Source organism: Microcoleus sp. T3_A4, assembly GCF_036700465.1.
In the GTDB taxonomy this organism is placed as follows: Bacteria; Cyanobacteriota; Cyanobacteriia; order Cyanobacteriales; family Microcoleaceae; genus Microcoleus.
Window position 1 is genome coordinate 17,133 of the sequence record NZ_JAUBOY010000040.1, and the last position, 25,118, is coordinate 42,250.

Below are 25,118 nucleotides of genomic sequence, written 5' to 3' on the forward strand. Positions count from 1 at the left end.
TTGGGCGGCCCGGACTCGCAGCCGGCTCCTCAAAGGGTTATTGCAAATAGAAGCATCTAGGAAGCAACCGGGTTTCTAGAGCCGCAGAAAATTCATTGAATCCCATTTAACCTCACAACCCACAACTCAAAAATCAAAAATTTGAATGTTTCCCTTGAATATGAACGATAAGAATTCCGAAAGAAGCATCATACTAATTGTCGATGACAACCAAACAAATCTTGACGTACTTTTCGAGTTGTTAAGGAATTACGGGTTTAAAGTATTAGTGGCTCTAGACGGCGAAAGTGCGATCGAGCAAATTGACTACATCCATCCAGACTTGATTCTTTTGGATATCATGATGCCAGGAATTGACGGTTTTGAAACTTGCCGACGTTTGAAAGCAGACCCGTCAACGCAAGATATTCCCATCATATTTATGAGCGCCCTTTCCGATACGCCTGATAAAGTAAAAGGCTTTCAGACAGGAGCAGTTGACTACATCACTAAGCCTTTTCAGCACGAAGAAGTTTTGAGCCGGATTCAAACCCACTTGACAATCCGCAGCTTGCAAAAAAAACTCGAAGAAAAAAACCTCGAACTTGCCCACCTCAACCAAAACCTTGAAAGACTTGTTGAACAAAAAACCAAGCAATTAATAAACCAGGAAAAAACAGCCATCATCGGACGTTTGACTCAGGGCATGGTTCACAACCTCAAAAGTCCCCTACAAGTGATCCAGACTAGCGTCGATTTGATTGAAACAAAAGCCGCACAAATTCAAGACGACTCTCTGTTTAATTATACTAAGTATATTTTTCAAGCTGTCACAAAAATCAATCAGATCATGGATACTCTGATGATGAAAAGCCGAAACGAGCAAAAGCAAGATTTGCACCCGGTGAATATCAACGATTTAGTGCAGAGAGAAATTCAGCTATTGGAAGGCAACCTGTATTTTAAAAATAAAATTAGGAAAAAATACTTTTATGACGAAGAAATTGCCAGTATTCCATTAATTTATTCCTATCTTTCTCAAGTATTTTATAATTTAATTAATAATGCAATGGATGCTATGTGGGCAAAGAAAAGCAGAGAAATAACTATCGTGACTCGGCAAGACGACTCGAACATATACATGGATATTGCAGATACGGGATGCGGCATATCATCTGAAGATTTGCCAAAACTTTTTGACCCTTTTTACACCTCAAAGCCGCCTAAAGGCGAGGAAAAAACCGAAGGCGAACCGACAGGCACTGGCCTAGGACTTTATACTTGTATTGAACTTTTAAAACCTTTTAACGGTGAGATTGCTATTAGCAGCAATGTCGGTCAAGGCAGCGTGTTTACAGTTGTGCTGCCCAAACCGCAGAAAAATTGAGCGACTCAACAGAGTTAAATTGTGTCCGGTTAGACAACCGTAATTAAGTTGGTAATTAGGTTTGTAGTAAGCAATGCAAGTCTTGCTTCATCATCAAGAGAGGACTTGCATTTCTCAATACAAATAGGCGCTAATTGCGGGCAATTAAGCGAACACAATCTCAGAGCGTATCTTGTAAACTAACGGTAATTCTCGTAACTTAGTAGTAATACCATTAAAAAAAAATAATCCCACTTTAGGCAAGCTTTAAACGGCTATTTAAAATCTAAAGTTTCAAAGGCTATCAGCAATGCAAATCTTGATTACTCTGCGCTCTTTTGACTTGCCTCTTGCTATTCCCCTGCCAAAGGTTGTAAATTAAAATAGAATTGAGTTGCAATATTGGTAAGAGTATGATAGTTTTGGGCCACTAGGTTTGGGGCGAGGCGGAAAGCTTGCAGCGAACAACTCAATTCTATAAATAAATCTGCGGGGTCTGCAAGCACATAGCGCACTCTCAAGCGTGTGGTTCAAGTTCCGCAATCATCAGCTAGGTAGCTGCATCCGCTGCTGAGATTTTATAATTACTAAAAAATAGCAAAAGGATAGCAGTCAAAAAAATGCCACTGTACGCATGAACCAAACGGCGATAGTCATCAGTCATTCCAAATCTCAAATCAAAAATATAAAATATAAAATGGTATGACATCTGTTTTTGAGTCAACTTTAACGCCTGCTTGTTTAAAAATTCTTTTAGTAGAAGACTGTGCAGAAGATGCAGAACTCATTCAAGAACTGCTGTCTGAGCCCCAACTAGGAAAATCAATTGATCTGACTAATGTAGTTCGCCTCCGGGAAGCTATAGAAATTTTAAGCGACAAAATTTTTGATGTAATTTTATTAGATCTTTCACTTCCTGACAGCGTAAAATTTAATACTTTTTTCCGACTTCAAGATTGCGGTATAAATACTCCGATCGTCATTCTGACAGCGGCCGATGACGAAGAACTGGCTGTCGAGTTAATTGCCGCCGGCGCCCAAGATTATCTGGTGAAAAGACAGGTAGACAGCCGGCTGCTGGTACGGACGCTCAGGTGCGCGATCGCCCGCCAGAAACGGCAAGCAGAATGGCAAAAAAGTCAAGAAAAATACCAGCAGGTTGTTGGCAATATCAAAGAAGTCGTTTTTGAAACAAATACTGCTGGAAATTGGACTTTTCTCAATCCGGCTTGGACGGAAATTACCGGATTTACCGTTGATGAAAGCTTAGGAACTTCCTGTTTGAGTTACATTCATTCTGAGGATAAACACCAATATTTAAATTCGTTTAGAGGTCGGAGACCAAATCAACAAATATCCTGTTGTTATCAAAGCCGATATGTTACCAAAAATGGGGAAATTAGGTGGGTGGAAGTGCAAGAATTTTTTATTTTTGGGGGGAACGGCGAGGCGCAGGGGACGACAGGAACTATCAATGATATTACAGATAAAATTTTAGCACTTTCCAAACTAGAAGCTAGTAAAAAGTTTTTGAATTATACAATCGACGCAGTTGCAGACCCACTTTTTGTCAAGGATGAACAGCACCGCTGGATACTGTTAAATGATGCTTTTTGCAAGCTGATCGGGAAGCAGCGCGAGGAACTACTGGGCAAATCGGATTATGACTTTTTCCCAAAACAAGAAGCTGAGATTTTTTGGCATAGTGACCAACAAGTGTTTAAGACGGGCAAAGAAAACGAGAGTGAGGAAATATTTACGGACGCCAACGGTGCAAAACATATTCTGTCTACTAAAAAAACTGTCTTTGAAAATAGTGATGGCAGTAAAATTCTCGTCGGGATAATTCGAGATATCACTGAGGATAGGCGCAAACAATTAGCGCAGCAAGAAAGCGAAGCTAGACTGCGGCAACTTGCTGCCAATTTACCGGGAATAATTTATCAATTTCGTCTCTCAACCGACGGCAAAAAAAGTTTTCCTTATATTTCGTCGGGCAGCCGCGATTTATATGAATTGGAACCAGAAAGTATTCAGCAGAATCCTCAATTACTTTTTGATTTTATTCATCCAGATGACCGTCAAAAATTTGAAGAATCTATTGCTGTTTCTGTGGCAAATATGCAGCCCTGGCAGCAGGAATGGCGCACCATTGTACCGTCGGGAAAACTTAAGTGGATGCAAGGCGGTTCGTCGAGACCGGAACGAGTTGATTGTCCCACAGAAATAGGGCACGAAGGGGATATAGTTTGGGAAGGCATGGTGCTGGATATTACTGATTTAAAACAGGCCGAGGCAGCTTTGCGGGAGAGCGAAGCCAGATTTCGATCGCTCGTTGAGAATATCCCAGGCGCTATCTGCCGCAGCTTGTATGATGCTGAGTGGACGATGGTATTTATTAGTGATGAAATTGAGGTCATTAGCGGGTATCCTGCTGGGGATTTTATTGGCAACAACGGCTTGAGTTTTGCCAGCATTGTCCACGAGGCAGACAAGGAAATGGTCGATCGACAAATCAGCGCAGCAGTAGAGTCGAAACAGCCGTACAATCTAGAATACCGGATTGTTCGCGATGACGGGACGGTGCGGTGGGTGTCGGAAAGAGGTAGGCCAACTTACAATCTAGAAGGGCTGGTTTTGTGGCTCGACAGAGCGATTTTTGATATTACCCATCGCAAACAAGCCGAAATGACTCTGTGCCTGGTAACTCAAGCTGTAGACAGCGCTAGTGATGCGATCGCGATCGCAGATTTGGATGGTTATTCCGTTTATCACAATCAAGCATTTATTCAGCGCTACGGCTATACAGTTGATGAACTAAATAATGCCGGAGGCCCAGCAGTAATGTACCCCAAATCTCAAGATTTGAGAAAGTTATTTAGGGTGCTGCGAAAAGGTTTTTCCTGGGCAAGGGAAATAGAAATTAAAAGTAAAAATGGCGATATTATAGAAACTTTTTTGCGAGCTGATTGCATTCAAGATAGCGCTAGTCAGCCGATAGGAATGATAGCCATAATTGCCGATCTCACAGAAATAAAACGCACTGAATCGGCATTAAAACTCAGTCAAGAGCGATTGCAGTTGGCGGTTTCAGGCAGCTCTTTGGGCTTGTGGGATTGGAATATAGCTACTGGCGAAACTTATTTCGACTTTTATTGGAAATCAATGCTAGGCTACGCAGAATCCGAAATTGAAAATAACCTCAAAGGTTGGGAAAGTTTGGTGCATCCAGAAGACCGAGCGAAGGTAATGGAATGTTTAAATTTCTATTTGGAAGGTGAGACTGATATCTATGAATTTGAATTTCGGATGCTCAACAAAGCGGGCAATTGGCAGTGGATTCTGGCTATGGGCAAGGTGGTCGAGTACGACGAATGGGGTGCGCCGTTGCGGATAACAGGCACTCATAAAGATATCAGCACCCGCGTTGCAGCCGAAGCCGAAAAAACTCAGTTGATTGCATCTTTGCAACAACTTGCCGAACAGTTGCAAGAAGCACAAAAAATTGCCCGCATCGGCAATTGGGAATTGGATATTGAGGCAGGAATTATTACTTGGTCGGAAGAACTGTTTCGAGTTTACGGCCGAGGAGTGAATCAGCCGCCAACAATGGAAGAACTTTTAGAGCAAATTCATCCCGATGACAAAGAAAGGTTTTCAGAAGTTGTGCAAAACGCAGTGACTGAAGGGACAGCTTACGACATCGACCACCGCATCTATGTTCCATCAGGAGAAATCAGGCACGTTAACGCTAAAGGACAATCTGTTAAAAATGAGTTGGGTCAGGTGGTGCGGCTGTTTGGCACGGCAATGGACATTAGCCATCGCAAAAAAGCAGAAATTGCTTTACAAGAAAGCGAACAGCGATTTCGAGCTGTATTTGAACAAGCGGCTATCGGCATTGTGAAAGTGTGGCCAGACGGTCAATTTTTGAATGCCAATCAAGGGTTTTGCAATATTGTCGGATACTCAGAATTGGAGCTGAAATCACGAAATGTTGGGGATATTTCTCACCCCGAAGATGTAGCAGCCGATGTCGAGTCGCGCGACAGACTGTTAGCTGGGGAAATTTTTAATTATTCCCTTGAAAAACGCTTTATTCGCAAAGATGGTTCATTTGTTTGGACTAATATGACTGTATCTTTAGTGCGGGAGGGGTTTGGGGAACCTAGCTATGTAATTGGTGTGATTGAAGATATTAGCACTCGCAAACTTGCCGAGGCTATATTGCGCCAGCAATTAAAGCGAGAACGCCTGGTGGTAGGAATACTGGAACGCATTCGCTCTTCTCTCAATTTAGCAGAAATTTTGACAAAAACTGTTGCTGAAGTACGGCAATTTTTACAGACAGATCGGACTATTATTTATCAGTTTAATCCCGATTGGAGTGGTTTTGTAAATGTCGAATCGGTGGGCAAAAATTGGCTGGCTATTCAGGGAATAACTATTGACGATTCCTGCTTTGAAGACAGCTATGCTTCTGCTTACGAACAGGGTCGTACTGTAGCTGTGGATGATATTTACCAAGCTGATCTTTCCGAGTGCTACATTAATTTATTAAGTCAATTTCAGGTGCGAGCTAATTTGGTAGTGCCAGTTTTGCAAGGCGAGAAGTTGTGGGGGCTATTGATTGCTCACGAGTGCGCGGGCCCCCGTCACTGGCTGGAAATTGAGGTCGAGTGTCTCAAACAAATTAGCGTGCAGTTGGCGATCGCGATCCAGCAATCAATGCTGTTTGAGCAAGCACAAAGTGAAATTGCCGATCGCAAACAAGCCGAGTCAGCTTTGCAGGAATCGGAAGCGCGAGAACGTTCAAAAGCGCTAGAGTTAGAAGCAGCTATTAACAAACTCCGAACGACTCAAGCTCAGCTCGTTCAAAATGAAAAAATGGTGAGTTTGGGTCAGTTAGTTGCTGGTGTTGCTCACGAAATTAATAACCCTGTTAGCTTTATTCACGGCAATCTCAATCCGGCTCGCAATTACACTTTAGATTTGCTGGAATTGATTAAAGTTTACCAGCATTACTGTCCTTATCCTCCAGCCCAAGTCTTGCAGAAAATTGATGAAATAGACTTGGATTATATTGCTGAGGATTTCCCGAAATTGTTTAATTCGATGCAAGTAGGAACCGAGCGAATTGTCGAGATTGTGAAATCATTGCGTAATTTTTCCCGATTGGACGAGTCCGCGGGGAAGGCGGTTAATATTCACGAGGGAATTGATAGCACTTTGATGATTTTGCAAAATCGGTTAAAATCTCACAGCAGTCATGGAGAAATTCTGATAGTTAAAGATTACCAAATCTTGCCACAAATTGAATGTTTTCCGGGCGAGTTGAATCAGGTATTTATGAATATTTTAATTAATGCGATCGATGCTTTGGAAGAACGGGACAAGCAGCGTTCGATCGAGGAGTGCGATCGACATCCCAGCACGATCGCTATTCGCAGTTATCAGGCGGCTGCCGACTTCGTAGCGGTATCTATTGCGGATAACGGGCGGGGGATGCCGGAGTCAGTGCGATCGAGGCTGTTTGACCCGTTTTTCACGACTAAACCTGTGGGCAAGGGTACGGGTTTGGGACTGTCGATTTCTCACTCGATTATAGTCGATCGCCACGGCGGCAGATTGAGCTGTATTTCGACACCGGGAGAGGGAGCGGAGTTTTTGATTGAAATTCCAGTGCGGCCGAATTTAACGGGTAGGAATTCAAATTTGGGGGCAATAAATTAGCAATTGGTAATTAGAAATTGGGAAGCGGGAATGGGTAATATATCACATTTTGCACCATTCTCAAGAACAGGCAAGATGCCTGTTCTACAAACAGGGAATTTTCTTGTGGAACAGGCATCTTGCCTGTTCCTAAACAAGTAATTGAGAATGGTGCAACATCTCCGTAATATCAAATACCGTAACATCGGAATCATACCCTGCAAGCGAGCATTATCCTTGCTCCGGGTCACTCCATCGCATCCTGCTGGCAGTGCACTCAGAAAATTATTATTCTGATGCCAAGGTCAACAATATGAGTTATGAGTTGTGAGTGAAAAATCAAACACGATATTACAAAATACCTTCAACTTTTACATAACAATCGGGGAAGATTCCGAGTTACTGCTAGCGTGACAAATGCGATTTTTGCCTTCGGTTTTGGCTTGAAAAAGGGCGCTGTCAGCGCTGCGAATTAGGGCATTGGGAGATTCCTGGGCAGAAGGAATCGCTGTCGCAATGCCGCAACTGAGGGTAACGTAGGGGCCGATCGACGATCGCGCGTGGGGCAGTTTCAAGCTGGCGATGCCGTCGCAAATTTTCCGGGCGACAGCGTTTGCCCCTTCGGCGCTAGTGTTGGGCAGCACTAGGGCAAATTCTTCGCCACCGTAGCGGGCAGTCAAATCCCCAGCCCGGTTGGTGGCGCTGGCGATCGCCCCGGCAACTTGGCGCAAACAATCGTCCCCGCCGAGGTGCCCATAAAACTCGTTGTAAAGTTTAAAAAAGTCGATGTCCAACATAATTAAAGACAGCGACAGTTTCTCTCTTGCCAATCTGCGCCACTCTAAGTTCAAAACCCGATCAAACTGGCGGCGATTGGCAATGCCAGTCAGTCCGTCAGTAGTTGCCAGTTGCTGCAATTTTTGATTGGCTATTGCTAGCTTGCGGTAAAGTTGAGATTGTTCGATCGCGATCGCCACTTGATTTGCCAAGTGCTGTAAAAAATCTATTTCCCACTGCTGCCATTCCCTGACACCGCTGCAATTGTATGCTGTCAGCATTCCCCACAAACTATTGCCATTTTCTGCGATCGAATCCGGCAAATTTTTACCCTGCGCCTGCGGTTTGCCACTCGCGTGGTGCCAGATATAATTTTCCGCTGAATCTTGATTGTTCTCGACTTCCCAAACAGTTGCTTCTTGTGTTTCTTTTGCCGTTTCCCAGTCACCTGATTGCCAAATTGGCACGCTGATAACTGCTGCAATTTCACAATCTGTCAACAATTCTTTGCAACTGCCAGCCAAGGGGGCAGTGTTGACATCTGCTATTGCTTGTACCGACTGGGATTCGACTAAAACAAAGCATGACACCGCCAAAGCAGCATTAATATTTTGGTTTTCAATATAACCTTCTGGCAAACCGTCACCTGCGATGATCGCACCTTTTTGCTCTTCCCCGTCCAATTGAGACACCCAATCCTGACAGCGATAAATTAAAACGCGGTCTGTTTGGAGAAATTGGCGCACTTCTGCAACGGTACTTTGGAGAATGCTTGCCGGATCTATTGACGATCGAATATGTTCGATCATTTTGCCCAACAGCCGCTGTCGCAGAGCCTGCTGCCGCAATTGTTCTTCGATTTGCTGGCGTTCGATCGCGTAATGGATTGCCCGCACCAGCAGAGTTCGGTGAAATCTTCCCTTTACCAAACAATCTTGAGCGCCCCAGCGCAATACTGACCGCGCAATATTTTCATCGTTGATATCTGTCAGCACCACAATTGGCAATGTGGGCCATCGCCCTTTCAAAACTGCGATCGCCTCGCTTCCCTTCAAGCTGTCTGACAGTGACAAATCTAATAGTACGGCGTCAAACTTGTCTACTTCCAGACGCCCAACTCCTATCTCCAGAGACTTAACAGTTTGGAGAAGAAATAGAGACTCGCTGAATGACCCTAGAAGGTCTTCGATCATTGTCGGATCTCCGAGGTCATCCTCAACCAACAAAATTTTCAGACATTGGTTACGTGTTAACACAACTATAGCGTTCGGAGCGAGTCGAAGGCAACTTTTTTGTTTTGATAGCGATACTTGCGATCGGCAAATATTTCAGCTTATCAAATTCACTATACACTCAAACTAGGCATTTAGCGCTCCATTAAAGCTTACATATCTGGTGGGAGTGAAACGATCTCAAACCAATACTCACATAAAGTCTTCATGACTTCCAGCAATCCTTCAAAAGTTACTGGTTTGGATATGAAAGAATTTGCTCCCAAGCGGTAGCAAAGTAAGACATCTCCTCTGCGGTGGGAAGTTGTGAGCATTACAACCGGAATTTGTTGCAAATGGGGGTCAGCTCTGATCAAAGTTAGTGTTTCTCGCCCGTCCAGCCTCGGCATATTCAGATCCAAAAGTATCAAGTCTGGCTGATGCCAATTGCTGCTACCAAGATATTGACCGCGACGGTACAAGTAGTCTAGCACTTGTTCTCCATTTTCCACAAATTCGCTCGTAATTGCTAATGAAACTTCTCGCAGTGCTTCCTTTACCAAAAAGCGCGTGTCCTCGTCATCGTTTGCTATTAAAAGAGTAAATTTTTTCTTTTGATAATTCACGGCTTTGTCTCACTACGAACGTCTTTTGTGAGGTTGCGGGACTTTGAGCCGTGTCTGAGTACCTGCAAAGAATCTCTTCGCATCATCCGGTAAATCTGGCTGAGAACACTGAAATTGTGTTGCAGTAATTTACCGTTTTTCTCTATTTGCAAAGGTTTGCGAATCATGCTTGTTTCACTTGGCAGTCTGTCCGAGAACCTGCAAGCTGCCAACACATCACAAATCCTTCTGGGCGAACTACTAGGGAAACTATTGCATCCCAAAGGAAGATGCTCTGGATACACTTGAAAAAAATTAACAAGTCTTGCGCGCACCGCTGATTTATAAGTTGTGTAAGGATAGAGCTAATAGATTTATATTGATAGATTTATAGCTCGATGTCATCAGTGAATATGCTACACTTTATAAGCATTTTTGTAAAGAACAGATAAAGATATTTAAAGCTTAAGTAAAGGACGGCTGACCATCAAGCAATTTGCTCACAAGCCTCCGGATTCATCCGTGGGGTCGCTTTCTTAAAATCTAAAATCTAAAATATAAAATATAAAATCGATTGACTGCTTCAGGCGGACTGCTGACTTCACTTTGGTATAGGAATAGAAAAATAAAAAGTCGAGCCTCGATTGGGTTCTGATTCTACCCACAGGTTGCCGCCATGCCGATCGACAATTCTTTGACAAATCGCTAAACCGATACCAGTTCCCGAATACTGTTTTTGGGTGTGCAAGCGCTGAAAAATCTGAAAAATTCGCGGATGGTACTGTGAGGCAATCCCAATACCATTATCCTCCACTGAAAACACCCAGCTATCCCCCTGACGCGAAGCGTCCACCTGCACCACCGGCGCCTCACTGCTGCGGTACTTAATGGCGTTACCAATTAAATTTTGAAACAGTTGCAGCAGTTGAAAACAGTCACCTTTTACCCTTGGCAAATCCCCTCTAGTAACTGAAGCTTGATTCTCGCGGATGGCCAACTGCAAATTAGCACAAGCATCCTCAAAAACCCGATTGCAATCTATCATCTCAAAAGGTTTCTGACTGCGACCGACCCGGGAATACTCCAGCAAGTCATCAATCAGCGCCTGCATCCGCTCGCAAGAATTAACAATATTGCGGATAAATTTATTCCCTTGGGCATCAATTTGGTTGGGAAAGCGTTTTTCTAATAGTTGAGCGTAGCCGGCAATCGTGCTCAAAGGCGCTTGCAAATCGTGAGAAGCCACGTAAGCAAACTGTTCTAGTTCGGCATTAGAACGAGTTAATTCTTGAGCGTAGCGGGTTTGAGTGTCTAAACTCGCTTGGAGCAGTTCTTGTACCAGCTTGCGTTCGGAGATATCCTCGATCGCACAAATCAAATACTGCAGCGTCCCCTTGACATCGCGCATTGCCGAAACAGTAACATTTGCCCAGCGCACAGCTTCATCTTTGCATACCAAACGCTTTTCCACAGAAAAAGTTGGAATCTTCCCGGATAACAGCGAGCGCAGGTATTCTCGGTCCGCTTCTCTGTCATCTGGGTGAGTAATTGCCTCCCAATTTTGCTGTAACAATTCGGATTGTGCATAGCGGACAATTTGACAAAAGCCAGGATTTACCCGCATAAATTTACCACAAAGTGCGGTTTTAGCTATGCCTACCGCAGCTTGCTCGAATATCGCGCGGAAGCGTTCTTCGCTGTCTCGTAGGGCAATTTCTGCTCGTTTGCGATCGGTAATATTGCGAAATGTTACTGCCAGACCGTCGTTTAATTTCACAGCCACAATGTGCAGCCAAACAATAGTATCTCGCTCCTGTTCGTAATAAAATTCTTGGTCTAGAGTTTCTCCTGTTTCTACTACAGAGATATACAAATCAAATAACCCGTTATTGCTAACTTGGGAAACTTGGGCTAACAAATTCTTGCCAACTATGTCATGTAATAGCAGACCATAAAATTTTTCAGCGGCAGGGTTGATCAAGAGCCACTGGAAATCTACAATATTTCCCTCACTGTTGCGGACAGCAGAATAGGCCACCACACAGTCTAAGGAACTATTTAATATGCTAGCAAGCAGCGACTGTGACTGTTGCAGTTGATAATTTTGTTCTTTTAATTGCTGTTGCAGTTTTTGCAAGCGGACTTGCTTGTCGATGCGTGCTAAAACTTCTTCAACTTGAAATGGTTTAGTAATATAGTCGGAACCTCCTACTCGAAAAGCTTGTAATTTATCGTTCATTTCATCTAATACGCTTAAAAAAATTACCGGAATTTGTTCAGTTTCTGGTGTCGCTTTCAGTCTCCGACAAACTTCATAACCGTTCATTTCTGGCATTCTAATGTCGAGCAAAATTAAATCCGGGCAATGGGCGATCGCAACATTCAACGCCAGTTGACCGCTAATAGCTCGGTAAACTTGATAGCCCTGGGATGTTAGCAGTTTGGATAAGAACCGCAGATTGCTTGGTTGGTCATCAACCACCAATACTTTAATTTCGCTATTATCCATTTATTTTAAACTCGATTGAGTTAAATCCATTATCTTGTCGAGTCGGTAATCGGCAAGCAAATCTTTTAAAGCCTCAGCTAAGGTTGGATGACTTTCCCAGATGCGATCGACAAGTTGAATCGCCAGCTCTTCATTAACATCATTAGCTGCGTCATGGAGTTCCTTCACCCAGCTTTGAGGCATCTGAGCCAGCAGCTCTCCGAAAAATGAATCGGGTTTTTCGTTCACGCAATAACGCCGTAAAGCCCCAACTGGGAGCCGGGGCAACTCTTGATAAAGATAGCGCACTCCCAAGTAGTAAGCCATCTTATCAAAGAGGATTTGTTCTTGAAAAGGTTTCCGCACAAAATCGTCGCAACCTGCGGCGATAATTTCGCCTTTTCTTTCCTCAAAAGTGCTAGCAGTCAGAGCAATAATTACAGTTCGTCGCTGACTTTGTTTCTCTTTAGCTCTAATTTGTCTGACAGTTTCAAAACCGTCCATTACTGGCATTCGCGTATCCAGCCAAATTAAATGAGGCTGCCAACTTTCCCAAATTTCAACCGCTTGGTAGCCATTTTCCGCTTCTCGGACTTCAAAACCAATTGGTTGCAACATTTTAACCAGCAGGAGCCGATTGTCTTGATTGTCGTCAACTGCTAAAATCCGATAAACCGGTTGATCTGCTTCTAGTGCGATCACCCGCTGCAATGTCGCCATTGTTATTTCAGACGAAATAGCGGCAAATACTCGGATATTAAATTTAAAACTTGTTCCCTCACCTAAAACACTTTTTACCCCAATATCCCCACCCATTATCTGCACGTATTTTTTAGTAATTGTCAAACCCAACCCCGTACCATCAGCCGCTTTTCTCCCCGCTTGTGTTTGGACGAAAGCATCAAATAAAGTATCAATTTCTGCTGCTGCTATGCCAATTCCCGTGTCTTCAACTTCAAACAAAATTAACAATGGCTCCACTGAGGTAGAGTTAGGATGGCTTTCAGATGCTGCCGGCTGTTGCTGGTTGCTTTCCACGCTCACGCGCAGCCAAATACGGCCCCCGTCCTCAGTAAATTTCATGGCATTTGCCAGCAGGTTAATTAAGCAAACGCGCAGCTTTTTTTCGTCAGTTTTTATATATTGGGGAACATTAGCCTCGACGGAAAATCTCAGTTGCATTTTTTTTGTTTCAGCTTTGATTTGAAACATTTCTTCGAGAGTGTCGAGGAGTTGATAGAGGTCAAAGCTGCGTTGATCTAAGCCAATTATCCCTGCTTCTATTTTCGACAAGTCTAAAACATCGTTAATTAGTTCCAGCAAATGTTGACCGCTGCGGTTAATAATTCGGAGATTTTCGAGATTTTCGTGGCTGAGCAAAGAGTCGCGGCTCATGACTTGGGTAAAACCAAGGATGGCGTTCAGGGGAGTCCGCAATTCGTGGCTCATGTTGGCAACGAATTGACTTTTTGCGAGCGATGCAGCAGCCGCTGCTTCTTCGGCTTTTTTGCGTTCTATTATTTCTTCTTGCAGTTCTTTATTGCGATCGAGCAATTGTTTTTTCAGCCTCTGGATAGTCAGTTGGTGTTCGATTCGCGCTAAAACTTCTGCTACATGAAACGGTTTTGTGACATAATCTACCCCTCCCACTTGAAAGGCGGTTAGTTTGTCCAATACTTCATCTAAAGCGCTGATAAAAATAACTGGAATTTCGGATGTCTTCGGATCTTCCTTGAGCTGGGTGCAGACTTCGTAGCCGTCCATTTCCGGCATTTTGATGTCGAGCAAAATCAAATCGGGACAACCAGAGCGCGCGGCCCTGATTGCCATTTTGCCGTTAATTACGCCGCGGACTTTGTAGCCCCGATCGCACAGCGTTGCTGATAAAACTTGCAAATTTTCTGGAGTATCGTCAACAATTAATATGTTGCCTTTATTTTCTTCTATTTGATTGTTGGTCATCGCTGGCTATTTTTTGTTAATTTAAGAAGTGTTGAAATTAGAAAAACTTGTTAAATAGTCACTATAGCACTCCCTCTTCAATCAACTGCTTTGATATTTACATAACTTATCGTAGTTGAGATTTTAGATTTGATATGTGAGATTAAAGAATTGGGAATGACTGATGATTAGCAGGGTGTGGAGCTTGGCTACAGGTAAATTAGTCTATCGCCCGCAGGCGAGTTTACAAATAGGCGATCGACCTACACGATCAATAATCCTGAATTTGCCCCTATTATACCTTCTTCTTTCATCCTTCAACAATTTCTAAACTCGTCAATCAAATCGATAATCCGATCGCACCGGAAGTTATTCGCCAAATCGGCGATCGCGCTGCGGAAACTAGCATTAATAGGAGGAATCGACAACAACAGCCGAAAAATCTCCTCGTTATCAACCGCATCTGCCGCAGAATATAATTCATCAACCCATTCAGCAGGCATAGCTTCCAAAAATGAAGTATTAAGCGTAAAAGCCAAATCAGCCGTTTCAGTTACCGTGGAAACCTCGGCGGACACCGCAGCATCAGAAGTTAGCGAAGCTTCTCGATCATAAACATAGCGGACTCCTAGATACTTAGCCATCTTTTCCAGAATCACTTGCTCCCGAAAAGGCTTCGCTACAAAATCATCGCAACCAGCAGACAAAATCAGCGATCGCTCCTCATCAAAAGCACTTGCAGTCAGAGCAATAATCACCGTTGCTTGACCTTTCAAATGCGCTTTAATCTGTTTAGTAGCTTCGTAACCGTCCATCACCGGCATCCGCATATCCATCCAAATCAAATGAGGTTCCCAACTCGACCACATTTCCACAGCTTGAACGCCATTTTCAGCTTCCTGCACCGCAAAGCCAAGGGATGTCAGCATTCTGACCAACAGCAAGCGGCTTTCCAGGCGATCGTCAACAGCTAAAATCCGGTATTCTGGCTGTCCGGGTTCCAGACCCACCACTCGGCGAGCTGTTTGAGCCACCTGAATTTCCACGGCATTAGGGAGCGAAACTTTAACATCAAATCTAAAAATGCTGCCGCGACCGAGGGTGCTTGTTACCGTCATCTTCCCTCCCATTAACTGCACAAACTGTTTGCTGATTGGCAAGCCCAAACCGGTTCCTTCTTGAGCTTTTTTGCCGCTTTCTGTTTGCGCGAAAGGTTTAAACAAATTGTTCATTTCTTCCGCAGAAATTCCTGAACCAGTGTCTTCCACTTCAAATAGCAAAGAGCAATTCTCACTTGGCGAAATTCCTGGGGAAATTTTATTTTTTACCAGTTCATGCTTGAGTCTCAAATTAACACCACCTTCCGCAGTAAATTTAATAGCATTTCCGACTACATTTATCAATACTTGTCGCAACTTGCTTTCGTCAGTTTCTATATATTGAGGTAGATCTGCTGGGCAATCAAAAATTAACTGCAACCCTTTTTTTTGCGCTTGCAGCTTCAGCATATTTTCAGTATTTTTTAGCATTTTGTGCAAGTTGAAGGTGCTGTTATTAAGTGTCACCAGCCCAACTTCAATTTTTGACATTTGCAGAATATTGTTGATTAGAACGAGCAAATGTTCCCCGCTCTGGATAATAATTCCTAAGTATTGCTGTTGGTCGGCACCGAGGTCTGGGTCGCGGGCCAGCAGTTGGCTGAAACCGAGAATTGCGTTGAGGGGAGTTCGCAATTCGTGGCTCATATTCGAGAGAAATTCGCTTTTTGCCCTGTTCGCTCTGTCGGCTTCTTCTTTGGCTTTTTGCAGGACTATTTCAGCTTGTTTGCGTTCAGTAATGTCGCTAGCAGTGCCTGTTGTGCCGATGATATTTCCTTCAGCGTCCATGCGCGCGATCGCCTTCGTATTTACATCAATCTTTCTGCCGTCTTTTCCTAATACTATGTTTTCGTACTGAAACACAGTTTTGCCGGTCAGCAAGCGCTGCTGAAGTTCCCATTTCCAGTCTATTTCTCCTGGGGCTAAGAAATCGCTAAAAGAACAGCCTAGCATTTCTTCAGGCTCGTAACCGTAGATTTGTTTAACTGCTTGGTTCACAAAAGTAAGGTGTCCTTCAGCATCGCAAGACCAGATAATATCTTGGGAAGTTTCAACTAAATGACGGTATTTTTCTTCGCTCTCTGCTAGGGCTATTTCTGCCCGCTTGCGGGGGGTAATGTCCATCAACGTTGTGAATAGTTTTGTCACTTTACCTTGTTGATTGACAACTGCTTCTCCTCTGGCTTCGATGTAGCGGATGAAGCCGGCTTCACTTGTTTGTGACTGGCAATTATCCGCACCCATTGTCGGTTCCAGCCGCAGGATTCGATATTCCAAACTGTAGGATTGCCCATTAGCAATAGCAGCGTCGATCGTTGTTTGCCACTTTTGTCGATCGTCCGGATGCACGTATTGCGAAAACTCAGTTAGTGTTGGCGCAGGTTGGGTTGGCTCGATCCCAAAAATCCGAGATAACTCTTCCGACCAAGTAGTTGTGTTGGCCGATAAATCGCATTCCCAATTACCCACACGGGCGATTCTTTGCGCTGCTGCTAAAGAAGCCGCTACAGATCGGAGTTTTTCTTCGGCTAATTTGCGATCGCTAATATCTTGAATCACAGAAATCACGCAGGTTTCGCCATGAATGTCAATGATTTCTGCTGACAGCAGCCCGGTTCTGAGTCCCCCTGTTTTAGTGCGAAAATCAAATTCATAGTTGAGAACAATTTTTTTTTCGTCTAACATTTTAAACAACTCAGCGCGGGCTTGTATATTTTGCCAAAGATTCAAATCAAGCGCCGTGCGATCGAGAATTTCTGCCGCCGAATAACCGATTGTCTGGGAAAAAGCCTCATTAATTTCTAAATAACGACCGTCATTAAGTCTGGTAATAGCAATCGGGTTAGGAGAAGAACGAAAAGCTTTAGCAAACTTTTCCTCAGACAAGCGCAGTTGTGCAGTCCGCTCCTCGACTAAAGTTTCCAATTCTTGATTTAGCTTTTGGAGTTGAGCATTTTGTTGCGCTAATTGCTTCTCCCTAAAATAGCTATTAATCGCTTCTTTTACCGTCAACTTCAAATCTTCTGACTGCCAAGGTTTCGATATGTATCGGTACAATTTAGCATATTTAATAGTATTCGCTACTGCTTCTAGGTCTGCTTGCCCAGTCAGCATAATTTTGATAGTTTTTGGCGAGATTCTGTGAATTTGCTTCAGTAATTCGTCCCCTTTGATATTCGGCATCAGATAGTCGGAAATCACTGCTACGATTTCGCAGCCCTCTGCCAGTAATTCCTCGATTAACTCTAAAGCATCTTCACCGCCTTCAGCGGTTTCTAATAAGTGTTCTTCCCCCAGGGTTTTTTTTAACTCAATTTTCAAACTTTCAAGAATTATCGGTTCGTCATCCACACAAATAATCACAGGTTTATTGTTCATATTTTTGTCCAACCAGATTTTATAGTTTCTACTAATTCTTTGCGTTCCCACGGCTTGTACAAACAACGGTGCAAGTTTGCTTGCTCTTTCACCCGTGCTATTGCTACCTCGTCTGCTTGCCCGGTCAGCATAACTTTCACAATTTTAGGATATTTTTGGTGAACCATAATCAAAAAATCATCTCCTTTAATCCCTGGCATTAACCAGTCAGATACTATGACTAAAATATCACTTTCATCTTCTTTTTGAATTTCCTCCATAATTTCCAGAGCTTCATCTGCATTTTCTGCTACTTCATAGAAATAAGCATCCCCAAATTCTTTTTTAAGTTGAATTTTTAAACTATTTAAGACTACAACTTCATCGTCAACACACAAAATTACTGGTTTAGACATAAAACTTTACTTCTATTAAATTTTAACGATTGGGGTATTTCCCTCTTTTTTTTATTGCTATCAAGGGATTCCGACGGGCAAGAATATAGTAAATTTTGTTTGACCAGGCACGCTTTCTACTTGCAGTTCACCTTGGTGTTTTTCTAGAATTTTTTGAACTATATCTAATCCCAAACCGCTACCTTCCCCTGGAGGTTTAGTTGTGAAAAACGGCTCAAAAATTCTCGGCATAATCTCTGGAGGAATGCCGGGACCACTGTCGGTAATACTGACTGATATTGCGTTCGCTTGGTGTTTGACATCAATTTTTAACACGCCTTTATTGCCCATCGCTTGTAAAGCATTGTGAACTAAATTTGTCCAAACTTGACTGAGTTCATCAGGATAGCATAGCACAGAGGGCAAATTAGTACCATAGTTTCTGACTACTTCCACACCGTGTTTGATTTGGTAGTGGTAAAGCGTTAAAACAGTATCAATACCGTCGGTGATATTAGCGATTACTTTGGTACCCGACTGGTCGTAACGAGAGTAGCTTTTCAAAGCAAAAACGATTTTGGCGGCCCTATCCGTGGCGGTAGCAATATTTTTAGTGCTTTTTTGTACCGTAGCAAATTGGTAGGCGGTTTGTACAATATTTCGACTTTGGCTGTCTTTCAACAAAGGTAAAAAAGGTTCTACATTATTGCCGATGCCGATATCTAATAAAGTACAGGCAAGACTGGCAGCGTCGTCAATCTTTTCTGATTCTAATTGCCCCTGCAAAAGTTTTTTTAACTGACGTTTTTCTTTACTAGATAATGTATCTGTCTCTTGGCTGGACTTGTGTAGCAAAGCCAAGAAATCCTGCCGCCGTTCCGGGGATAGTTGTTGAAAAAATATCGGCAACTGCTGCAATTGTTCCGTCCAGAAGTCGGCGATGTTCTGCACAGAAGAGCGAATCGCCCCTAAAGGAGAATTTATTTCATGAGCAACTCCGGCAATTAACTGTCCGAGGGCTGCCATTTTTTCTGATTGAATGAGTTCTTTTTGAGTCCGCTTCAGTTCTTCTAAGGTATGAGATAACTCTGCATTTTTTTTGCACAGCGCTGACTCGGCTATTTTGCGGGCGTTGATGTTGCGGGCCACCCAAATGACTGCATCTTTTGAGAACAGAGAAATGCAGGCGGAAAACCAAATTTTGCGGTCACAAACTGTTAAGCTGTAGTCAAAATTGAGAGTTTGTTGTGTTTCTAACACTTGCTGAACTAACACCCACCAATCATCCGGGTTGTCGTCGTCAAAAAAATGTTCTATGGTCAAGCTGACTATATCACAATCTGGCTCAGAAGCCGCTGCCACATTCGTTGGCAAAACTTCTATGTTCCGCTGAATGTCTAGCACGAGAACGATGTCGGTCATCGCTTCAAAAACGGCGCGCACTTTCCTTTCAGAAAAGTGCAATTTTTCTTCTAGCAATTTTCTACCACTAATTTGTTGCTGCAATTCTTCGTTACTGGCTGCTAGTTGAACCGTGCGGTCTAGAACTCGCTGTTCGAGTTCGGTGTTCAGGCGGCGAACTTCAGCTTCAGCGGTAGTGCGGTCTTGTATTTCCTTTTTTAACTGACTGTTGGCATTAATTAATTCTAAAGTTCGCTGTTTGATTTGTTCTTCCAAATTATCGTTTAATATTCGCAATTTTTCTTCTATTTCTGTTCTTCGCAACGCTTCTTTTTGCAATTCTTCGTTCATTTTGTTCAACTCCTGAATTTTGTCGGCAACTGTTTCCTGCAAAAGCTCGACATTTGCGTGCATTTCTACCGGATCTAAGGCCTGCAGCAGGCTAATTTCAGTCACAATTCCAGCTAAATATCCTTCCTCGTCCACCACCACCAAGCGCCGGATGCGGTGCTGCTGCATTAACTGGTGAGCCTGCCACAAGGTGGCTTTTACCTGCAACGGTATCAGCGGAAAACTCATCGCGGCGGTGACGGGAGTACCTGCGAAATCTAGTCCAGAAGCTTGGAATTTAACAATGTCGCGTTCTGTAATTATGCCCACAGGTTTCTGATTTTTGTTGTCGCTGTCAGTGCAAATGACTATGCAGCTTTTTCGCTGGGTTCTCATCTGTTTTGCGACTTCTAAAACTGAGGCGCTGCTTGAGGTAACTATTAATTGTCTAGTCATAATTTCTTCGGCACGCCACATTTTCAGCAAGTCTGCCGGTTTGAGGATTTTACGGATGCTTTCGCAGGTGATAGCGCCTAGTAAGTTCCCACCTTCGTCTAGGAGGGGTAAATGACGGATTCTTTTCGATCGCAATATGCTCAATACCTTGAAGATATTCCCCGCTTTATCGACGGAAATGGCGAGCGGGTTTTCAGTCATCACCTCAGAAATTGCTACCCCTGCTAGCGAAATACCGCTAGCAGTTATTTTCACAACATCGCGTTCTGTAAAAATTCCGAGCAATTGCTGCTCAAACGCGATTAAAATACAACTGGCACTCGCCTCAGTCATGGCAGCAATGGCGACTTTCAAGGGTGTGTCTGGAGGCAGCACCGGCGGTTTGGGGTCGATCGCCTGTTCTAGCAAGCTTTGGGTATCAGAAACTGTTGTTGACATGGGCAAATCAAGGGGGATAGATGCAGGCCGAACCGGCACTTCATACCATTTTAGATTTCCGATTTTAAAGTCGCGGTAGGCTAACCGCAATCCTGGTTTGACATCGGTCTAGAGGTGCATTTTTAGTCGCGCATTGGTATAATTTTTAGTGCGATCGCGCTAAGCGGCGATCGGAATTGACACCATACACGTCCTTTGACCGATAACTGATGTTACTTCTATGTTACCCGAATGTTTTTCCACACTTTTTTTAATAATCTCCCGTCCCCACCCGCTGCCTTCGTCGGCGGGTTTTGTGGTAAAGAACGGATTACATATTCGTGGTAAAATTCCCAGGTAATTCAGTTGCCACTGACGAGCAGGCTAGGATTTTCTGCTCTGACCTTTACTTTTAAAACTCCGCAATTCTCTATCGCTTGTAAACCATTGTGCATCCTATTTAGGGAAACTTGTTTGAGTTCGTCTGGATTACACAACAATTTAGGCAGTGTAGCTTGAGATTCTCTGACAATTTCTACTCGGTGTTGTAGTTTTTTAATCAAAATTTAATCGAGTTTCAATGGGTCATTAATAATGGCAATTACTTTTCTACCATACAGTTACATCGAGAATATTTTTGAAACTAAAAATTACTTTTGTGGCTCTCTGTGTACCAGATGCTCTTCTTGGCAAGCTGTGAATAAATGGCAGAGACTATCTGACTGACTCAGCAAGTTAAGCACCCTTTGATGAAATATGTGATTGCAGTGCAAATTTATGGATTCCTTATGTTGAGCAAGCAGGATGCTCGATTCAGAAATTTCGCGTTTTATTTTTGTAAGTTATTGTCCTGAAAAATAGGAATATTGCGAGTTTTGGCACAATAACCGACAACTTCAAACTCAGCGTTTTGGAGAACACTTTAATAGCTTTCTAGGAACATTGGGCGACTTTCCCTGAGATGAAACTTGCTGTGAGCGATACAAGCTGCTACTAAGTAGCATATCCTGCCTCAGAGGCTGTTGGCATTGAACATCGATAACTTTAGCTATGTGTTGCAGTAACTAGCAGCCAAAAAAATCACGGTGCCCGCAATTATAAATAATAACCCTGCCTTTGCGCGCAAGCATTCAAGGCAGGGTTATTATTGAGTATTCCGAATTCTCAAGGGTGAAGCGAGGACGCTGCTGCCGACTTCGGCTGCCCAGCAGTGCACTACTCGCCCAATCGAGTTATTTTAGCGCTGCGTTCGGCCAACATCAGCACTACATAAATAGTCATTACATAGCCGGCGGCCAGAATGGGAATAATTAGAGGAATATCGCGATAAATCATAATTAGAACCAAAAGTCAAGGACGAGGAGGAGCAGGACAAGTTCAAGACCTACTACATTAAGTCAGCACGCAAGACCATGCCTTGGTTCTGAAGGCTGTTTTTCCATATCAAGCCTGCGGGAACATTTAGGCGTTCCCGGTCATCAATAATGATTTACTGCTTTACAGATGCTTAAACAGCCTAAAACCATCCACTTTAGCTGCTTTGAGCTACCGTGCACATAAGATGCGCTACTCTTAACTTCTGATAACTTTTAGCCGCGAGGAACTAAAAATCTGTCCCAGAAATTTTGGCTGCGATCGACTAACAAGGCTGGCTCTACGAAACTTTTACAGGCACCTAAAAGCTACCTGCCAGTCTGGCTGTACTTAATGTATAGAATTGTTTAAATCCTTAATACCCATAATAACACAGGGTTTTTGGGATTTAGAGATTTTTTGGCAGTGTCCTTAACAATTCGATACAATAGGGGCAACCCCTCTGAGAGTCGGCAACTCGCCGATGGCAGTCGGGTGACTCCCATCGGGCGGCAGATGACAAATAACTGCCGATCGCCTAGATTTTTCTTTTCTATTGCAGAGAATTACCTTAAAATAAAGATATGATATGTAAAATTTTGTTACTTTACCGCTTGAGTCGGCGTATCCATGATCTCTAGCACTCTCCTATTTTCCTCGGTTGAAGAAGACCTGCGACTGTTGACAGAAAACTTAAAACAGTTAGTGGGTGCCCGTCATCCCATCTTGTACGCGGCTGCAGAATACTTATTCGGCACAAAGGGAAAACGAGTGAGACCCGCGATCGTTCTGTTGATGGCCAAGGCGACTATGCCCGATCGGGAAATCACGGAAAAACACCGCCGCCTCGCTGAAATTACGGAAATGATCCACACAGCTAGTCTAGTCCACGACGACGTGGTGGACGAGTCGGATCTGCGGCGGGGAGTGCCGACGGTTCACAGTCGGTTTAACAACCGAGTGGCAGTATTGGCGGGAGACTTTCTGTTTGCTCAATCTTCCTGGCATTTGGCAAATCTCGACAACCTGCCAGTAGTCAAACTGCTTTCAGAAGTGATTATGGATTTAGCTGAGGGGGAAATTCAACAGGGACTCAATGGATTTGACACCAGCTTGTCGATCGAAGCGTACCTCGAAAAAAGTTATTACAAAACAGCGTCTTTAATTGCCAACAGTTCCAAAGCAGCGGGCTGTTTGAGCGAGGTTTCAGCGGAAATAGCAGACGATTTGTACAACTACGGTCGGAACATTGGTTTGGCATTCCAAATAGTAGATGATATATTAGATTTCACCGCTTCAACGGAAACTTTGGGGAAACCGGCAGGCTCGGATCTCAGAAGCGGTAATCTGACAGCACCCGCACTATTTGCCCTAGAAGAAAAACCTTACTTGGAAGTTCTCATAGAACGCGAATTTGCCCAAGAAGGAGATCTAGAGCAGGCCCTGGCACTGGTAGAAGATTCTAGAGGCATAGAGAGATCCCGAGAACTAGCCACAAACCACGCACAGAAAGCCGTCGAATACTTAGCTGCGCTGCCCCATTCCGAGTCCCGTCAAGCTTTGATTGATTTGGCTGAATACGTTTTGAGTAGACTTTATTAGAGGTTAAAAAGTTACATTTTATTGGTAATGGGGAATTGGTAATGGGGAATGCCCAATGCCTAATGCCCTGTTACCAATTAATAGAAAATTGAATTGTTTAGGCAATATCTGGCGGTGGAGCCGATCGATACTGTTGCAAGTAAACGTTAATTAAACTCTGTACTTGCTCGCGAGGGATTTCCGTCCCGACTTCCTGATTTCCGGGACTTTCAAAAAAAACAATGCTGTCAAGACCTTCCAGAGCTATCATCTGAAATAAAAGGTGAGTAACAGGCAAAAGCACCGGTCTGAGGCGATCGCCCCCAGCAGCCGCAGCCTGCGACGCATCTTTAATACTTGTCCAAGCATAAATCACCTTCTTCTCCCGTCCCGGTTGCTTGAGATTGCTCAAAACCACGATCGCCCAACTTTGGTCTACCGCTTGCAGGATCGAGTATTCGAGGTGCTGTAGCTGTTGGGCAATTAACACCAGGGCCGGGGCGATCGCCTTTAAGATTTGTGGCGTCGAACCGTCGGGCGGAGCTTTTTCGATTAATGCTTGAATCTGTTGGTCTAAATCCATCAGTCAGTTCTTTGATATCTAAAATTAAAAATTTCAGGTTAGCAGGTCCGCATCCAAGTATATATTACCCAGCACTGCCCTATTAAAGATAAGCTGACACCCCTCTAAATTGAAGATTTTGCAGCCTAGAGTCCTTGTAGCGAGCATTTGGGCCAAAAAATTAAGTGGCTAACACCTTACACAATGTCATCCAAAAAGTCTAACCATAGGGTGCTGAGCGCTAGCGCTGTCCAGGGGTGTTAAATCTGAGCCCGATCAAAAGCCGAAAACTGCTATTTCACGTTCGGATTTTTCAAACTTAAAGCAATAAAAACTGCTTGGGGGAGTTTGGTTTCAAAATCAAAACGCCCAAAGTTAGTAACTTCGTTGTGTACTGAGTCCCCCGGCGCTTACGGCGCACTCATGAGCGGGCTGGGTGCTGATGGCGCACCTTACCCCAGATGGCGACTCAAAGAATTTGTTGGCCCCACTCCTATATATCTATTGTTCATATTTATAGTTGGTCGATCGTCCTTGACGCTACCCATACCTGCCGCTGCACCTCGGACTCATCAGTTACAGCCCTAACTTTTTCGTTGTTAACTGCCCCAGATTTACCTCAAGTGTAACGAAATATTACAAGATGACGCTAAAGCTGCATAGAGGCTTGACAGCAAAGAATTAAGCGGCTAATCTGATATACATACCCGGGTAAGTCAATTCACTGTCATATGCAAGAAAAGCAAAAAGTTACATTGTATCTTCCACCAGAACTGCATCGCCAGCTCAAAATCCGAGCCGCAGTCGAAACTGAACCGATGTCATCAATTGCAGAAAGGGCAATTGTCTTCTACCTAGGAAATCCCGAACTGGTTGACGAAGTAGAAGCCTCCTACGGACAAACCCATCGGGTATACAACTGTCCAGAATGCACGGGTTCAGTAGTAATGCGAGATGGAGAACTGGCATCCGTAACAAGTCAGCCGAGCGTATTGGCTGAACAGGATCTTCCAGTAAAGCAGGTGTCGGGCGTCAGTGCCAGCACGGCCAAACCGGGAGAGGAAGAATTGGTTCCCTGCTAAGAATGCC

Annotated in this window: 13 protein-coding genes; 4 read left to right on the forward strand and 9 right to left on the reverse strand. The window is 43.8% G+C overall.

Annotated features, from left to right (window positions below; translation table 11 throughout):
* Positions 1 to 145 precede the first annotated feature (145 nt).
* Positions 146 to 1,366: a hybrid sensor histidine kinase/response regulator gene (locus tag QUA07_RS21540; RefSeq protein WP_333329005.1), complete on the forward strand. Its 1,221-nt coding sequence runs from the start codon at positions 146 to 148 to the stop codon at positions 1,364 to 1,366.
* A 681-nt stretch (positions 1,367 to 2,047) separates the two neighbouring features.
* Positions 2,048 to 7,078 carry a PAS domain S-box protein gene (locus QUA07_RS21545; RefSeq protein WP_333329009.1) on the forward strand — a complete coding sequence of 1,677 codons (5,031 nt, stop codon included), beginning with the start codon at positions 2,048 to 2,050 and terminating at the stop codon, positions 7,076 to 7,078.
* 350 nt (positions 7,079 to 7,428) lie between these two features.
* Here the strand turns inward: QUA07_RS21545 and QUA07_RS21550 are convergent, their stop codons facing one another.
* From QUA07_RS21550 to QUA07_RS21585, 8 genes are all read right to left on the reverse strand, one after another.
* Complete coding sequence (locus tag QUA07_RS21550) at positions 7,429 to 9,090, reverse strand: diguanylate cyclase domain-containing protein (protein ID WP_333329012.1); 1,662 nt, start codon at positions 9,088 to 9,090, stop codon at positions 7,429 to 7,431.
* 128 nt (positions 9,091 to 9,218) lie between these two features.
* On the reverse strand, positions 9,219 to 9,671 hold the full coding sequence (locus QUA07_RS21555; RefSeq protein WP_333329016.1) for a response regulator: 453 nt from the start codon (positions 9,669 to 9,671) through the stop codon (positions 9,219 to 9,221).
* Positions 9,668 to 9,838 (reverse strand): hypothetical protein, encoded by a 171-nt coding sequence (locus QUA07_RS21560; protein ID WP_333329019.1) that lies wholly within the window; start codon positions 9,836 to 9,838, stop codon positions 9,668 to 9,670. Before QUA07_RS21560 ends, QUA07_RS21555 begins: the two co-directional genes overlap by 4 nt.
* Positions 9,839 to 10,251: 413 nt before the next feature.
* On the reverse strand, positions 10,252 to 12,159 hold the full coding sequence (locus tag QUA07_RS21565; protein ID WP_333329022.1) for a PAS domain S-box protein: 1,908 nt from the start codon (positions 12,157 to 12,159) through the stop codon (positions 10,252 to 10,254).
* A complete protein-coding gene (locus QUA07_RS21570; protein ID WP_333329025.1) occupies positions 12,160 to 14,100 on the reverse strand; it encodes a response regulator in 1,941 nt (646 codons plus the stop codon). It abuts the gene before it with no gap.
* Positions 14,101 to 14,396: 296 nt separating this feature from the next.
* Positions 14,397 to 17,555 (reverse strand): PAS domain S-box protein, encoded by a 3,159-nt coding sequence (locus tag QUA07_RS21575; RefSeq protein WP_333329028.1) that lies wholly within the window; start codon positions 17,553 to 17,555, stop codon positions 14,397 to 14,399.
* A complete protein-coding gene (locus QUA07_RS21580; protein WP_333329031.1) occupies positions 17,552 to 17,950 on the reverse strand; it encodes a response regulator in 399 nt (132 codons plus the stop codon). The genes QUA07_RS21575 and QUA07_RS21580 overlap by 4 nt, the downstream gene beginning before the upstream one ends.
* 60 nt (positions 17,951 to 18,010) lie before the next feature.
* Positions 18,011 to 20,554: a CBS domain-containing protein gene (locus QUA07_RS21585; RefSeq protein WP_333329034.1), complete on the reverse strand. Its 2,544-nt coding sequence runs from the start codon at positions 20,552 to 20,554 to the stop codon at positions 18,011 to 18,013.
* A gap of 1,962 nt (positions 20,555 to 22,516) precedes the next feature.
* Here QUA07_RS21585 and sds point away from each other — a divergent pair.
* A complete protein-coding gene (gene sds, locus QUA07_RS21590; protein WP_333056988.1) occupies positions 22,517 to 23,488 on the forward strand; it encodes a solanesyl diphosphate synthase in 972 nt (323 codons plus the stop codon).
* A 97-nt stretch (positions 23,489 to 23,585) separates the two neighbouring features.
* Here sds and QUA07_RS21595 read toward each other — a convergent pair whose 3' ends face one another.
* Entirely contained in the window at positions 23,586 to 24,050 is a 465-nt protein-coding gene (locus QUA07_RS21595; protein ID WP_333081970.1) for a hypothetical protein, read from the reverse strand.
* A gap of 710 nt (positions 24,051 to 24,760) precedes the next feature.
* Here QUA07_RS21595 and QUA07_RS21600 point away from each other — a divergent pair.
* A complete protein-coding gene (locus tag QUA07_RS21600; RefSeq protein WP_006635783.1) occupies positions 24,761 to 25,111 on the forward strand; it encodes a hypothetical protein in 351 nt (116 codons plus the stop codon).
* The last annotated feature ends 7 nt before the right edge of the window (positions 25,112 to 25,118 follow it).

Excerpts from the sequence above, each read along its gene's own strand:
- QUA07_RS21540 (WP_333329005.1), top strand. The coding sequence starts at position 146 with ATGTTTCCCTTGAATATGAACGATAAGAATTCCGAAAGAAGCATCATA.
- QUA07_RS21545 (WP_333329009.1), top strand. The coding sequence starts at position 2,048 with ATGACATCTGTTTTTGAGTCAACTTTAACGCCTGCTTGTTTAAAAATT.
- QUA07_RS21560 (WP_333329019.1), bottom strand. The coding sequence starts at position 9,838 with ATGATTCGCAAACCTTTGCAAATAGAGAAAAACGGTAAATTACTGCAA.
- QUA07_RS21565 (WP_333329022.1), bottom strand. The coding sequence starts at position 12,159 with ATGGATAATAGCGAAATTAAAGTATTGGTGGTTGATGACCAACCAAGC.
- QUA07_RS21570 (WP_333329025.1), bottom strand. The coding sequence starts at position 14,100 with ATGACCAACAATCAAATAGAAGAAAATAAAGGCAACATATTAATTGTT.
- QUA07_RS21575 (WP_333329028.1), bottom strand. The coding sequence starts at position 17,555 with ATGAACAATAAACCTGTGATTATTTGTGTGGATGACGAACCGATAATT.
- QUA07_RS21580 (WP_333329031.1), bottom strand. The coding sequence starts at position 17,950 with ATGTCTAAACCAGTAATTTTGTGTGTTGACGATGAAGTTGTAGTCTTA.
- QUA07_RS21585 (WP_333329034.1), bottom strand. The coding sequence starts at position 20,554 with ATGTCAACAACAGTTTCTGATACCCAAAGCTTGCTAGAACAGGCGATC.
- sds (WP_333056988.1), top strand. The coding sequence starts at position 22,517 with ATGATCTCTAGCACTCTCCTATTTTCCTCGGTTGAAGAAGACCTGCGA.
- QUA07_RS21595 (WP_333081970.1), bottom strand. The coding sequence starts at position 24,050 with ATGGATTTAGACCAACAGATTCAAGCATTAATCGAAAAAGCTCCGCCC.
- QUA07_RS21600 (WP_006635783.1), top strand. The coding sequence starts at position 24,761 with ATGCAAGAAAAGCAAAAAGTTACATTGTATCTTCCACCAGAACTGCAT.